The 13,326-nt window shown below is 66.5% G+C and carries 12 protein-coding genes and 2 pseudogenes; 6 read left to right on the top strand and 8 right to left on the bottom strand.

Features of this window, described 5'->3' with window-relative positions:
• Window positions 1-58 precede the first annotated feature (58 nt).
• The 4 genes from KALB_RS27235 to KALB_RS27215 all read right to left on the bottom strand — a co-directional run bounded on the left by KALB_RS27235 (window position 59) and on the right by KALB_RS27215 (window position 5,127).
• The gene (locus KALB_RS27235) at window positions 59-1,267 is read right to left on the bottom strand and encodes an MFS transporter (protein WP_025358850.1); all 1,209 of its coding nucleotides are present in this window, start codon (window positions 1,265-1,267) and stop codon (window positions 59-61) included.
• Window positions 1,268-1,355: 88 nt separating this feature from the next.
• Window positions 1,356-2,504 (bottom strand): hydroxymethylglutaryl-CoA lyase-like TIM-barrel protein, encoded by a 1,149-nt coding sequence (locus KALB_RS27230; protein WP_042220837.1) that lies wholly within the window; start codon window positions 2,502-2,504, stop codon window positions 1,356-1,358.
• A gap of 98 nt (window positions 2,505-2,602) precedes the next feature.
• Window positions 2,603-3,520, bottom strand: coding sequence for a phosphoenolpyruvate mutase (gene aepX / locus KALB_RS27225; protein WP_030110637.1), 918 nt, complete (start codon window positions 3,518-3,520; stop codon window positions 2,603-2,605).
• 791 nt (window positions 3,521-4,311) lie between these two features.
• Window positions 4,312-5,127, bottom strand: coding sequence for an SDR family NAD(P)-dependent oxidoreductase (locus KALB_RS27215; RefSeq protein WP_030110636.1), 816 nt, complete (start codon window positions 5,125-5,127; stop codon window positions 4,312-4,314).
• An 81-nt stretch (window positions 5,128-5,208) separates the two neighbouring features.
• On the opposite strand from KALB_RS27215, the gene KALB_RS27210 reads away from it, so the two are divergent.
• Window positions 5,209-5,628: a MarR family winged helix-turn-helix transcriptional regulator gene (locus KALB_RS27210; protein ID WP_025358845.1), complete on the top strand. Its 420-nt coding sequence runs from the start codon at window positions 5,209-5,211 to the stop codon at window positions 5,626-5,628.
• A gap of 450 nt (window positions 5,629-6,078) precedes the next feature.
• Here the strand turns inward: KALB_RS27210 and KALB_RS50300 are convergent, their stop codons facing one another.
• Window positions 6,079-6,375, bottom strand: coding sequence for a hypothetical protein (locus tag KALB_RS50300; protein ID WP_420811837.1), 297 nt, complete (start codon window positions 6,373-6,375; stop codon window positions 6,079-6,081).
• 164 nt (window positions 6,376-6,539) lie between these two features.
• Here KALB_RS50300 and KALB_RS27205 point away from each other — a divergent pair, with 164 nt between their 5' ends.
• Genes KALB_RS27205 through KALB_RS27195 form a run of 3 tightly spaced genes read left to right on the top strand, consistent with a single transcriptional unit; the run spans window position 6,540 to window position 8,355 of the window.
• Entirely contained in the window at window positions 6,540-7,250 is a 711-nt protein-coding gene (locus KALB_RS27205) for a hypothetical protein (RefSeq protein WP_025358844.1), read from the top strand.
• Between the two features lie 12 nt (window positions 7,251-7,262).
• On the top strand, window positions 7,263-7,634 hold the full coding sequence (locus KALB_RS27200; RefSeq protein ID WP_158510826.1) for a hypothetical protein: 372 nt from the start codon (window positions 7,263-7,265) through the stop codon (window positions 7,632-7,634).
• Between the two features lie 46 nt (window positions 7,635-7,680).
• Entirely contained in the window at window positions 7,681-8,355 is a 675-nt protein-coding gene (locus tag KALB_RS27195) for a M15 family metallopeptidase (RefSeq protein WP_025358842.1), read from the top strand.
• A 603-nt stretch (window positions 8,356-8,958) separates the two neighbouring features.
• Here the strand turns inward: KALB_RS27195 and KALB_RS27190 are convergent.
• Entirely contained in the window at window positions 8,959-9,798 is an 840-nt protein-coding gene (locus tag KALB_RS27190; RefSeq protein ID WP_025358841.1) for an SDR family oxidoreductase, read from the bottom strand.
• 184 nt (window positions 9,799-9,982) lie between these two features.
• Between KALB_RS27190 and KALB_RS27185 the strand changes: the two genes are divergently transcribed.
• Window positions 9,983-10,288: a winged helix-turn-helix transcriptional regulator gene (locus tag KALB_RS27185; RefSeq protein ID WP_236650036.1), complete on the top strand. Its 306-nt coding sequence runs from the start codon at window positions 9,983-9,985 to the stop codon at window positions 10,286-10,288.
• Window positions 10,289-10,610: 322 nt separating this feature from the next.
• On the opposite strand, the pseudogene KALB_RS27180 reads toward KALB_RS27185, so the two are convergent.
• Window positions 10,611-10,835, bottom strand: a pseudogene (locus KALB_RS27180) (helix-turn-helix domain-containing protein); the annotation flags it as partial.
• 545 nt (window positions 10,836-11,380) lie between these two features.
• Between KALB_RS27180 and KALB_RS27175 the strand changes: the two are divergent.
• On the top strand, window positions 11,381-12,826 hold the full coding sequence (locus tag KALB_RS27175) for a M1 family metallopeptidase (protein ID WP_030110635.1): 1,446 nt from the start codon (window positions 11,381-11,383) through the stop codon (window positions 12,824-12,826).
• A 118-nt stretch (window positions 12,827-12,944) separates the two neighbouring features.
• Here KALB_RS27175 and KALB_RS50295 read toward each other — a convergent pair.
• A pseudogene (locus KALB_RS50295) lies at window positions 12,945-13,160 on the bottom strand (transposase); the annotation flags it as partial.
• Window positions 13,161-13,326 lie beyond the last annotated feature (166 nt).

Below are 13,326 nucleotides of genomic sequence, written 5' to 3'. Positions count from 1 at the left end.
TCCAGCTGTTGTTACGAGTACTCGCCGACTGTGTCGTCTCCACAGGTTCCGTCTATGATCAACTCCTTGTGTCCTGCCGCCCTGCGGACCTCGTACCAGTGACGACCAGCGGAGCGAGCGCACCCGCACCGGCGAAGCACAAGCCGAGGATCAGCCAGCCGTACCCGCTGCCGAGGCACAGGACGGTGAGCAGACCAGGTGCAACGGCGGTGGCCAAACCCCGGCCGAGAGCGAAGAAGCCTTGGTACTGCCCATGTGCACCGTCGGGTGCGAGGGTGAAACTGAGGCCGAACGAACCTCCTGACGTCCAGAGTTCGCCGGCCGTCAGGAGGACGGCGAAGATCAGCAGGAGCGCAACGGCGTGCCACTGCGGCAGGGACCCGGTCGGGGCAACGACGCAGCAGGCCGCGAGCAGGGCCAGTCCGGCACAGCGGCAGAGCCGGGCAGCGGTCGGGTTGTCCTCGGCGCCCTTGCTGGCCCGCGCCTGCAGGAAGATCACCAGGACGGTGTTGACCACGACCAGCACGGATACCAGTACCGGCGGCGCGGTCGTGTGGCCGGTGACCCAGAGCGGGACGGCGAACGAAAGCACCTGGGCGTGCAGCGAAAGCACCCCACAGATGAACGTGATCACCACGTAGCGCCCGTCCCTGAACACCCTGGTCGGGCGGCTACGCGGAGTGGTGGAACCAGCTGGGGTCTCCAGAGGCAAGCCGCGTAACGGCGCGGCCGCGGCGAGGTAGGTGGTGGCGGTGACCAGCAGCAGCACAGTGTAGGCAGCGGTCGTGTCTGCTTGGATGGCCAGTGCGGCGAGGCCGGCCCCGATGGTGACCGCAATGCTGGCGACGATGCGCAGATATACCCGGAACTGGACGCGTTCGCTACCTTCACCGACCGTGGCGACGAGGGCGCCACGCGCCGCTGTGCTGCCTTGTTCGGCAAGCAGGAAAACCGTGATGGCGCAGAAGAAAAAGGGGAACGATCGGACCAGTGCCAGACCGGCGAGAACGATGAACTGGGTCGTCAGCAGCATGGTGTAGAGCCGCCGGGGACCGAAGCGGTCGGCGAGGACGCCCAATGGCAGCGATCCGGCGAAAGTCACCAGCCCAGCCACCGTCAAGCCGAGTGCGACCTCATGCACGCCGAAGCCGGCCACACGAGTGAAGTACAGCGTGCTGGTCGGCAGGTACAGCCCGCTCCCGACGTTCTTGATCAGCCACGAGACCACCAGCCAGCGTTTCGGCCCGGGTGGGGGCAGCAGTTTCACCGGGCTGGCCTCGCCAGGGCGTGCAGCCGGGTGTTGCGGTCTTCGGCCTCCGCGGGATCGGGTGCGGTGAAGCGCACTTCGAGTTGGGTCACTGGGTGGCCTTGTGTGAGCTCGCTCCGGCCAGTGCTGTGCGGTAGATCTGTCGTAGCGCGGTTGCCGGTACCTCGCCGCGATGCTCGATCGCGTAGCCCCGAACCTGGGTCAGGCACTCGCCGAGCACTGACTCGTTCACCTCGACACCGTCCTGCTCCAGCTGGTGCTTGATCACCGCCCGGCCGGAGTGCTTGCCGACCACTAGCCGGCGGGTGCCGCCGACCAGCTCTGGCATGAACGGCTCGAAGGTGTTGGCGTCGCTGAGCATCCCCTTGGTGTGGATACCCGATTCGTGCGCGAACACGTTCATGCCGACTACCGGCTGCCACGGCTGGATCGGGGTGCCGCAGGCCTCTGCGACCAGCTGGGACAGCGCGACCAGCTTGGTGGTATCGATGCCCAGGTCTTTCCCGTGGAACTGGGACAGTGCCAACACCATCTGGGCCAGATCCGGCATTCCGGCTCGCTCACCGATCGCGTTGACCGTGACGTGGAAATACCGGGCACCGGCCTGCAGGCCGCCCAGCGTGTTGGCCACCGCGAGGCCAAAGTCGTTGTGGCAATGGGTCTGCGTGTCGATATCGGCTGCGGCGACCACGGCCGCGACCCGCTCGGCATAGCCGGCCGTGTCCAGGATGCCGATGGTGTCCGACAGCCGCAGCCGGTCCGCTCCCGCCTCAGCGACCTTGCCAGCGTACTCCTGCAGGAAGTTGAGGTTGGTGCGTCCGACGTCCTCGGCGCTGATCGAGACGAAGCAGCCCTGGTCCTTGGCGAACTTGACCATGTCCTGCGCGGTCGACAGCAGCCAGCCGCGGTCTTTTTTCACGCTCTTGTCGAGGTGGATGTTCGAGGTCGGCAAGCCAAGATGAATAGCCTTGAAGCCGAGCGAGATGGTGTATTTCAGGTCGTCCAGTACGCCCCGGTTCCAGCCGATCAGGTTGACCTCGTCGCGGCGTTCCAACATCACCTTCATGGCCTCGACATCCTGGCCGCCCATGGCCGGGATGCCTGCCTCGATCCAGCGCACGCCGGCGTCCACCAACGCGTTGAAGATGGCGATTTTGGTATCCCGAGAGAACGCTACTCCGGGCGCCTGCTCTCCGTCCCGGAGAGTGGTGTCCTCAAGGATAATGTCATCGCGCATGATCGTACTCCGATCTTCTTCTCGACAACGGCCAAAAAGTAGCTGTACCCGGCCAACGGGTGCCCAGAAACAGCTGTCACCCACTCATGCCGGATTGCTCAATTTCTCGTGCTCGCACTAGCGGGACCGATATGCAAGATGTGTTCGAGGCCGACGCAGCGGCGCTCCGCCTCGGCGGTGCGGCCGTGTCGCAGAATGTCCATGGACACGTCCTGCATCGCCTTTACCGCAGCGCGCAGCATGTGGTTCGCATAGATGATCACATTGAACCCGGCCGACTGAAGTTCTTTCGCGTGAATCGAGTTGTACGTGGTGGGCGCCGAGATCAGCACCACCGACGGGTGAATGCGGCGGAACTCGCGAGCGAACTCCAGTACCTCACCCGGGTTCGACTTGCGACTGTGAATCATGATGCCGTCCGCACCGGCCGCAACGTAGGCATCTGCCCTGGTCAGAGCGTCGGCCATGCCGAGGTCCAGGATCAGACTCTCGATCCGCGCAATGATCATGAACTCCGGTGTGCGCTGCGCGGCCTTACCTCGCCTGATCTTGGCGGTAAACTCGCCGACGTCCGTCGAGACCTGCTTGACGGTGGTGCCGAGCAGCGAGTTGCGCTTCAGGCCGGTCTTGTCCTCGATGATCACCGCGGAGACCCCAGCCAGCTCCATGTTCCGCACGAAGAACTCGAAATGCTCGACTTTCCCCCCGGTATCGCCGTCCATAATCAGTGGTTTGGTGGTGACCGCGAAAATGTCGCGGATGTTCGCCAAGCGGGTCTGCGGATCGAGCACCTCGATATCTGGCAGTCCGTGAAGCGTCGAATCGGTCAGCGAACTGGACCACAAGCCGTCGAACTCCTCGACGCCGAGACTGCTTCCAAGCGACACGCTCGCGTTTTCCGCAATAATCGCCGAGATCGGATTGTGTGCCTCAATGATCCGAATGCACTGACGGGTGGCGACCAGTTCGCCAAGACGGGCGCGCCGAATATCGTTGGTCACAGAGTCGATGTGCATGTAGATTTTCCCCCATTCTGCTTGGGTCAAACCAGGCTGCCGCCTACGCAGATTGAGAAGTACCTAATCGCCCAATATAACTTACGGTAACCAGACGACTCCGGTCTGTCAAGACGTAAGTCTGACTTCGCCTGTTTTTAACCTGAATGTCGTTGACTTTGGCCCCTGGTGCTGGATGTCGCCGTGTGGTTGGACGGGGAGCAGGGGTCCCCGGTGCGTGTGATCGAGACGTACGGGTCGTCGTCGAGTTCGCCGAGGTCAGGTCGGGCCCCGGACAGGCTGAGGTACCAGGTTGCGTGCGGTGAACCTGTTGCGGCGCAGGCGTTGCAGGTGACGGTCAGCATGCCTTCACTGGTCTCCACGGCCTTGTAGGTGACGACGTGGAGGGTGGACCGTGCCGGAGAATCCGGAACTGGTTGATCGTGGTGGCCGGGTGGGGCCGACCGCAAGCAGATCCAGCAGCCTGGCTTGCACGGGATGATCGCAGGCTGGTCGGCTTTGTTGGTATCCGGCGGGATCCAAGGTCGCCGGCGTCGGCGTGCCAGTCGTACTCGTAGTGGTGGGCGCCTTCGAGGTCGCGGCCGGCTGATCGCCAGAAGGCCGGAAGACGATGATCGCCAGGGCGCCCACCACGATCACGACCGAGAGCACGAGCGGCGGCAGTCGCCATCGGCGACGCCTCGACGTGACCGGATCCTGGTTGTGATCGGTGAGGTTTTCCACTTCGCGGATGGTGGATGGCGGCGATCACGGTGGGGCCTGCAATTCTGCCGTGATCGCCGCCGCGGGTACTAGGCGAGGTCGACGACCTCGTGTAGGCCCAGCCGGCGGTTGAGCGCACCGGTCGCCCGCGCGACCACGGTGCGCGGCAGCAGGCGCGCGGGCCAAGTCATGGCCCTGGTCACGCCTCGGCCCGGGTAGGACACCGCGCGCCGCCGGGCGTAGTCGTCCAGTGTTCGGGCCGCGACGGTGGCCGGCGCGTCGGCGATGGCCGGGTTGATGGTGGCCGAGGTCCCCTCGAAGAAGCCGGTCGCGATCGCGCCCGGATGCGTGGCCATGACGTGGACGCCGGTGCCGCGCAGTTCCTCGGCCAGCGCCTCGGTGAAGGAGAGCACGAACGCCTTGGTCGCGGCATAGCTGGCTTGGTAGGGCATGGGTTGGAAGGCCGCGGTGGAAGACACGTTGATGATGCCGCCGCGGCCGCGCGCGACCAGTTCGGCCCCGATCGCGTGGGTCAGCGCGAGCAAGCCGTTGACGTTGAGTCCGACCGAGCTCAGTTGCGGCTCGAGCGGGCGGTCGAGGAACGGGCCCGCGCTGCCCGCGCCGGCGTTGTTGAGCAGCAGGTCGATGGTCAGGCCGCGATCGCGCAGCTCCCGCAGGATCCGCTCCGGTCCGTCCGCGGCGGCGAGGTCGGCGGCGATCACCTCGACGTCCGGTCCACCGTGCTGTTCCCGGATCTGCGCGGCGAGCCGCTTCAGGTCGCCCGCCGAGCGGGCCAGCAGGATCACCCGCGCTCCCCTGCGGGCCAACTCCAGCGCGTACGCCCGCCCTAATCCCTTGGACGCACCGGTGACGAGCGCGGTGACGCCGCGATAGCCGTCTCTCACAGGACCCTCCGATAGTTCGAGTCTCGAAGTACCGACGCTAGCACGATCCTTCGAGTCTCGAAGCATCGGTAGGATGGTGGCATGACCGCGCCCGATCTCACCGCGGCGGTCGCCGCGACCTACGACATCTGGATGCGGACCGTCGACCTGACTGGCCCCGCGCTGGCCAGGAACCGCCTGACCCCGGCGACGTTCCAGGTGCTGTGGGCGATCGACCCGGACGAGCCGCCGCCCTCGATGAAGGTGATAGCCGAGCGCCTGTACTGCAACGCCCCGAACCTGACCTTCATGACCAACCAGCTCGTCGACCGAGGCCTGGTGGAGCGCGCCGTGGACCCGGCCGACCGCCGCTCCCGCGTCCTGGTCCTGACCGCCAAGGGCCGCCGGGTCCGCGCCGAGGTGGTACGGGCGACGCTGGAGAAGACCCCGCTGGCGGCGCTGACCGACGGCGAACTGCGACAGCTCATCGCCCTGCTGAACCGCGCCCTCCACCCCGGCTAGCCCCATCTTCCACACGCGAGGTCGGCTGCGCCGGGCAGGTAGGTCTCGGATACGCCCGACCTGCGGTTCTGCCAGGGGGATCAACGGGGGAGGGGCGGGCCCGCTACATCGCGGCGAGCGCGGAAATGCAACTCGGAGCGTTGCCGGTGGCGGCTGACTTCTGTCGGCGTCTGGGCCTAGCCGGGATCAACGACCGAGCCTGCGCGTACGCGATCTGGCGCGCATCACCCACGGACAGGTGATCGAGGCGTTGGTCGCCAACCGGTTGACCTCCCCTCACCTCTGGTCCGGTCATCAGCCCGCCCACCGGGACAGTCCTTACGTTGGCCGGAACTCCACCAGCCGACCACCTTCCTCGTGTGCCGTAGGTGGGTGCTGGCTGTTGTGCGTTGTGATGCCTGGTCGATGAAAGTGATGCTGAAATCGGGCGTGTACCGACATTGCCACAGGTCAGGAAGTATCTTCCTCGCGTGAGCGGGGGTGGTCCCAGCGCGACACCCTGGAGGACGCGAAAGCGATCGTCTTCCTCGCGTGAGCGGGGGTGGTCCGCCGCCCCACACGCCGACCGGCTCGCGCATCCAGTCTTCCCCGCGCACGCGGGGGCGGTCTGCGGTGCAGTCGCATGTCTCTGTCGTCGAGGACGGCGCCCGTCATGAGCAGAAGGGCCCGACCCGCAGCCGTGGTGTCGAGCTGCCGAGTGGTGCGGTCGAACAGCCGTACCCACAGGAGACGCTCGACTTCCTTAATCCTTCTGCTGAGGATGATGTGGCCCCCTGTTGCTGAGCCGCGGTTATGAGAGTTGAGGGCTGGACTGGGCCTTCGACCAGATCGCCACCGTCGGCGTCGGCTCCGGTGAGGGCGCCATCGAGATCGACAACGACATCGCCTCCGGCATCGACCTCGGTCAGAACGTGTTCGACGAACCGGTCAAGGGGTTCGGCCTGGACGTGGAGTTCGACATGTCCCAGAAGGCCGCCATGCTCAAGGACGCGCAGACCTACCTGGAATCGATCAACGTACCGGAGACAGGAGGACCGGGAACCGACATCGGCCAGCCCAACAGCACGACCTTCTCGTTCGAGACCATGCTGACCCACGACGTGCGGATCACCAACCTGGCCCGTAACCTGCGGATCCGCAAGTCACTCATCCAGTGCCCCCTGATGTGGGAGATCCGCAAGTACAACCTGGACGACCCGGTCGCCGACCAACTGGTCAAGGACCACTACCAGGGCACCGGGATCAGCACCAAGAACGACAGCAGCACCGGGCTCGGCCAGATCTTCGCAGCCACCGCGATCCGTGCCCGTAACCACTGCATCAACCAGGGCATCATCTCCGGCCCCATCATGGATCCCGGGAAGGAGTCCGACCTGTGGCCGGTGTGGCAGAACCTGCACAACGACGCCAACTACAACATCAGCACCATCCCGCTGGTGCTCATCGAGGGAGCACACGCGGTGGGTCTGGGTCGGCCAGGCCTGGACTTCAGCGAGGATGACAGCCGCAAGACCCTGGCACGGTACAACGGAACCGGGGACAAGGCCAAGCAGTACGGTCGTCAGCTGATCGGGCTGTACCGGGTGTTCGAGAAGTACAACGCGGCACTGCGCAGAAGGTAAGAGGTATTCGGGATGAGCAGCACAGCAACGCCAGCGGTCGCGTCACGGCGTTGGTGGGTCTGGCCGCTGATGGTCGTGCTCAACGCCGTGCTGGGCTACTTCGGGGTCATCCCGTTCGGCTTCCTGGCTGGCGCCCTGGGCACGGCCGTGGGCTGGGCCGAGCCGGATCCGACGATGAACGATGGCGTGCTGGTGGTGGTCCTGACTGGCGCGGTGCTGTCGATGCTCGTGCTTGCCGTCTTCGCCGCGGTCAACTATCCGCTGGCTCGGATTGGCAGGGCCCCGGCGCGGTGGTACTGGCCACTGAGCGTTCTCGTGTTGCTCATCCCTGTCGTCGTCGTACAGATCTGGCCGCACCTGTGGTCGCTGATTCGGTGGTACTGACCGGCGACCTCGAAATCCGACAACGCAGCAACTAGGGGGAACCTCAATGACCAAGGCCAACAACGGCCTGTCCCGTCGCACCGTGTTGAGATCCGGCGCCGCCGCGGTAGCCGCCGTCGGACTCAGCACCGTGTTCGCGACAACCGCGAGGGCCACGGACAGTAAGCCAAGTGCCAGCACCGCCGCTGACCAGGCACGGGCACGAGTGCTTACCGGAGAACACAGCGCCAACGGCTGGGCCATCGAGAAGGGCGCCGACATCGGCGGCTCGATCTGGACACGGCCAATCCCCGGCAGTCCGGTCACCGCCGCGCTGCGCATCGGTGACGTGGCCGTTGTCCTGGTGCACGTCGTGCGGCGATTCCACTACGAGATCGGCACGCTCAACCGCGGCGAAGTGGTCGGCTACAAGAGCCCGAGCACAGTGACCGGCTACGAGACCAATCACGCCTCCGGAACAGCCGTCGACATCCGCCCTGGCTGGTATCCGCCGGGAGTCAGGGGCGGTTTCCTGCCGCACGAGTTGACCGCGCTGCGGGACGTGCTCGGCGACTGCGAGGGAGTCGTCGGCTGGGGTGGGGACCGCAGCCACCCGGATGAGGGGCACTTCCAGATCGAGGTCGGTCCCGGAGACCCCCGTCTGGCCAAGGTCGCAGCCAAGATCCGAGGGTGGAACAACTCCCCGGGCAAGGGTGCGGGCGTTCTGATCGCGATCTCCTGAACGCCTCGGCCTGCGCTGGTGTCCAGACGACATCAGCGCAGGCCACGAACGTCCCGTGTATGTCGGAAGCGGAGGACTGGACCAGGCCTTGCGGCACGGTGTCTGTCGACCGCAACCTGGCCCTTCGCGCCATCCCGATCGTCCACACTGGCCGGACTGACACATGCCACCACCACCGTGCCCAAGGTGTCGACAAGCAGATGCCGCTTGACTCCGTCCGCCCCCGTCGATGGCTGGCGCACTGACTGTCGATCGCGCCCGCGCTCGGGATGGGGGCACGGCATAGTCGCGTGCGCTCCTGAACAGCGGGACGGCCTCCCGGCTTCGGGTCAGGAACCAACGGGGACAGCCGAGCCCACCCGGCATCGGACAGGTCCGTGGGATACGCCGCACGGTGAGCAACCATCACCACAACCCCAACAACACCTCACGCTCCCAAGGCGCCTACGTACCCGAACACCCCCTTCTCAAGCACCCTCTAGTTATCTGGAGTGTCGGTCCCGAGCCCTGGCGCCAACGTCAACTTCGGATCAGTTCCTCGGCTATCAGCAGTGGATCGCCGAGCACGCCGAGCAGTTCCGGTAGCGCTGACCAGTCTCAGTCTCAGCGGAACGCGGCGACATTGCGGGCGGCCCAGTCGGCGAAGGAACGCGGGGCGCGGCCGAGGACCCGCTGCACGTCCGGGCTGACGCGCTGCTCGGCCGGGCTCGGGGAACCGAGGATGTCCAGGGTGTCATCGGCGAGCTCCGCCGGCATGCTCTGGGCCATGCCGGCCTTGGCCTCCTCGCGGGTGAGCTCGTGAAACCGCACGGGTGAGCCCAGCGCGGCGGCGATGGCCTCGGCCTGCTCGCGCGGCGTGATCACCTCCGGACCGGTCAGTTCATACACCCCGCCGGTGTGCCGGTCATCCAGCAGGCAGGCGGCCGCGACCTCGGCGATGTCCGCCGGGTCGATGATCGGCACCCCGACATCGCCGAAGGGCGCGGCGACGAGCTGCCGCGCGCGGACGGACTCGGCCCACCACAGGGCGTTGGAGGCGAAGCCGCCCGGCCGCAGGATGGCCCAGTCCAGGCCAGACTCCCGCAGCACGTCCTCCAGCGCGCGCATCGCGATCCGCGTCGTGCCGAAGGGCCTGGTCGCCACGCCCTGCGAGGAGAGCAGGACGACCCGGCGGACTCCGCTGGCCGCGGCTTTGCCGATGATGTCGGCCGGGCTGGCTCCGGCGGCGTGCAGGTCGCCGGACAGCAGCAGGAACAACGCCTTCGCCCCGGTCAGCGCGGGCTCGAGGCCGGCGGGTTCGGCCAGGTCGGCCGCCACGTGGCGGACGCCGTCCGGCACGGCCGCGGCGTGCCGCGACACCGCCGTCACCTGCTGGCCCGCCTCGGCCAGCGCCTGCGTCAACGGCCGGCCCACATTCCCGGTAGCCCCGGTCACCACGATCATGAACAGCTCCTTGTTCGATGTCCTCTGTGGGCAGGACGCTAGGAGCTGGGCTAACTCTTGGTAAGGACATACCTTGAGGTAAGCTCATCACGTGACGGGAGGCGTGCAGTTCACACAGGCCGATACGGGGGCGCGGTATGAGGTGTTTCACACCGATTGCCCTGCGCGCGATGTGGTCGACCACGTGACCAGCAGGTGGGGCATCTGGGTGCTGATCTCTTTGCAGAGCAACGACCTCCGGTTCTACGAGCTGCGCGAGAGCATCCAGGGCATCAGCGAGAAGATGCTCGCCCAGACCCTGCGCGCACTGGTCCAGGACGGCCTTGTCTGGCGGCGGGTCGAGCCGACGACGCCACCCCAGGTCACCTACGGGCTGACCGAGTTCGGCCGGGACATCGGCGAGTCGCTGGCGGAGCTGTTCGGCCGGATCACACGGCGGTTGTCACCGCGCAGCGCGGAACAAGGTCGAGAACGTCGACCTGGATCTTGACGTCCCCTATGCCCTGGGTAAGGGCGGTCGCCACCGAGTGGTGCCCTGATCATGCCGCTGAGGACCGTCCGGCGTGTGATTGGAGCGTCCAGCGGGGTGACGCTCGCTGGATCATGGTTCGGTAGCCGTCGCCGGGCCGGCGTCAGCGGTCTGGACTGTGACGGCGCCTTGTAGTGGCAAGGCCCCTATCGGGACACGCTCTGCCGGTCCGGCGGCTGCGAGTACCGCCACGGACCCGGTTGACAGATCAAACACAGGGCACCGAGGGCCAGCCAGAGTACGGGTCAAACCGACTCCGTGGCGACACTCCCACATCCTCACAGCCGGAGTAGTACCGCCGGTCGGTGGCGATCCGGTCGATGGGCAGCGGCGTTCCATCCAGGATCACGAACGCCTTGCGTGCGGCCGAGCGGATGGTGGCTGTGATGTCCGGGGCGAGAGCGGCGAGGATGTCGACGGCTTCGGCCACGTACCGGTACACCGTGGTGGTCCTGCCCCTGAGACCGGCCGCGAGCTGGGTGTAGGTATGTCCGCACCGCAGATGGGCAGATCCAGCCCTGATGGGTAGACAAGCACATGAAGCTCTGGGTGGACAGGTTGCTCTCATCTACCAGGAGCTTCACCTTTTCCCGCGGGCACTCCGTGTGCTGGCAACGCCACCTCACCCGGCCGTCAACCAGGTTGAAGAAGGCTCACTGTGTCATGCGAGGACCAACCGGCGGGATGATCATGAGAACTGTGGTGCCGCGGAACCGGGCCGGCACGCGGTATCGGTGGACAGATGACACTCGCCGAATCATTCTTCAGGTTGATAGCGAGATCAGTCTGTGGTCTGACGCGCGTGGTGACATGAGTCCCGATAGGCTCCGAATTGGAGAAGGTATTGAGGAGGGGGTTATGGCATCTCGAAAAAGGCAGGCTGCCGGATTCTGGCTGGTCAGCGAAAACGTAGGCCGCTGCACTGTAGCAGCGTCCCTGAATAGCCCGGTGGGCGACCCAGCCCGACCAGAAGGCCGATCCGCCCGGACCGGCGCGGGAGGCTGGCGTGGTAAACGGAAACCACGGTCCATCGCGGCTGCCGCGCTGGCGGCGATGCTGCTGCTCACCGGGCCGGCGGCCACTACGGCGACCGCCGCAACGCCATCGCCTGGTGCATCGGGGATCGGTGATCCGATCTGGCCCACCACTGGAAACGGCGGCTATTGCGTCGAACGGCAGTGGTTGTCGTTCGATTTCGCCGCCGATCTCGGTTCCTACAACGCGACGTCCCGGCTGCGTCTACGCGCGTCGCAAACGCTGTCCCAATTCGACCTCGACCTGCTCGGCCCCGAGGTCCGCGCGGTGGAGGTGGACGGCAAGCCGGCCGCCTGGCAGACCACGCCGGAGGGCAAGCTGGTCATCACCCCGCCCACGCCGGTGCGCGAGGGAGCAACGTTCACCACAACCGTGACGGTCTTCAACACCGCACCCGACCTGATCAAGAACCCGCCCACCCCGGAAAACCTCCACAACGGCCTGTTTCACATGGGTGATTTCATCGAGCTGCACAACCAGCCCGCCGGTGCCCGGCGTGTGCTTGCCGTGGACGACCACCCGTCGGCGAAGGCACCCACCAGCGTCGCGATCACGACCTCGGGCGCGGTGAACTCGGTCGCGAACGGGAGGCTCGCGTCCACCACCACCGCGGGCGACCGGACCACCCGCGTGTTCGACGAGCCCCGGCCGCTGGCCACCGAACTGCTCCAGGTCGGCGTCGGGCCGTTCACGGTCACCCACCGACGCGGTCCGGGCGGAATCGACCTGCGCTACGCGCTGCCGTCGACCCAGTCCGCGACGATCCTCCCGCAGCTCGACACAACGTTTCCGGCGGCGATCGAGTTTCTCGAACGGCAGCTCGGGCCGTTCCCCGGCCGAATCGCGGGCACCTACGCAACACCGACCGGCGGAGCGTTGGAGACCCAGGGACTCACCTGGCTGAACTCTGGGCAGCTGACGCCGGAGGGCTTCCCCCGGAACGGGACCGACTCCATCATCGCGCACGAGATCACGCACGAATGGTTCGGTGACTCGGTATCCCCAGCACGGTGGAGCGACCTGTGGCTGAACGAGGGGCACGCCAGGTTCTACGAATGGCAATGGGACGAGGCACACGGCCACAGCACGGTCGATGAGCAGATGCGCGAGGCCTACCGCACGCACCGGAGCTGGCTCGGAAAGTTCGGTCCGATCGCCGCGCCGGATCCGGCGAGCTTCAACAACTCCGAGGGCCGTCCGTTCGCGTCCGGCGCGTACGAAGGCGGGGCACTGGCGTTGTACGCGCTGCGGCAGCACGTTGGCGCCGAGACGTTCCAGCGGATCGAGCGGGCGTGGGTCACCGAGAACCACGACAAGGTCGCCGACACCAGCAAGTTCATCGGCACCGCCTCCCGCGTGGCCGGACAGGACCTCGGCCCGTTCCTGCGCAGTTGGCTCTACGCCGCTGGCACCCTACCGGCCATGCCGGGGCATCTGGACTGGCACGCGGACCCCACGACCTGACGAACCAGCAAGAGCTGGTCACGAAGACAAGATGGCGCCGACCACGCCCACCAGCGAGGTCGGCGCGCCCCTGGTCGGTGCGCGCGAGCCGCCGTAGTAGGCCGCTGAGCTGCTCGAAGACACCCTCGCGCTGCCAGTGCGCGAAACAGGAGTAGACGGTTTGCCACGGCGGGTACTCGTGCGGGAGGTAGCGCCACGGGATGCCGGTGCGGTCCACGTAGAGCACGGCGTCCAGCAAGTCCCGCAACTCCTGCTTGGGCGGACGGCCGATGTCCAGGCCCCTGCGTCGGTGCGCTCGCGCCAGGCGGTCAGCACCGGCTCGACCAAGGCCCACCGGGCATCGGGCAGGTCACTGGGATGGGGTCTGCGCTCGGTCATGCCCCGGCGTACCCGCTCAGGCCGGGCCGCCCACCCCCTCGAGACGGCCCGACAACGCGACCCATCGAGCCACACTCACGCCTGAGAACCATCACAATGAGCATGATTCAGGATCAAACGTC

The organism is Kutzneria viridogrisea DSM 43870 (genome assembly GCF_000525635.1).
Lineage (GTDB): Bacteria > Actinomycetota > Actinomycetes > Mycobacteriales > Pseudonocardiaceae > Kutzneria > Kutzneria viridogrisea.
The sequence above is the reverse complement of the archived record's forward strand: the minus strand, read 5'-3'. Positions and strand labels throughout refer to the sequence as shown.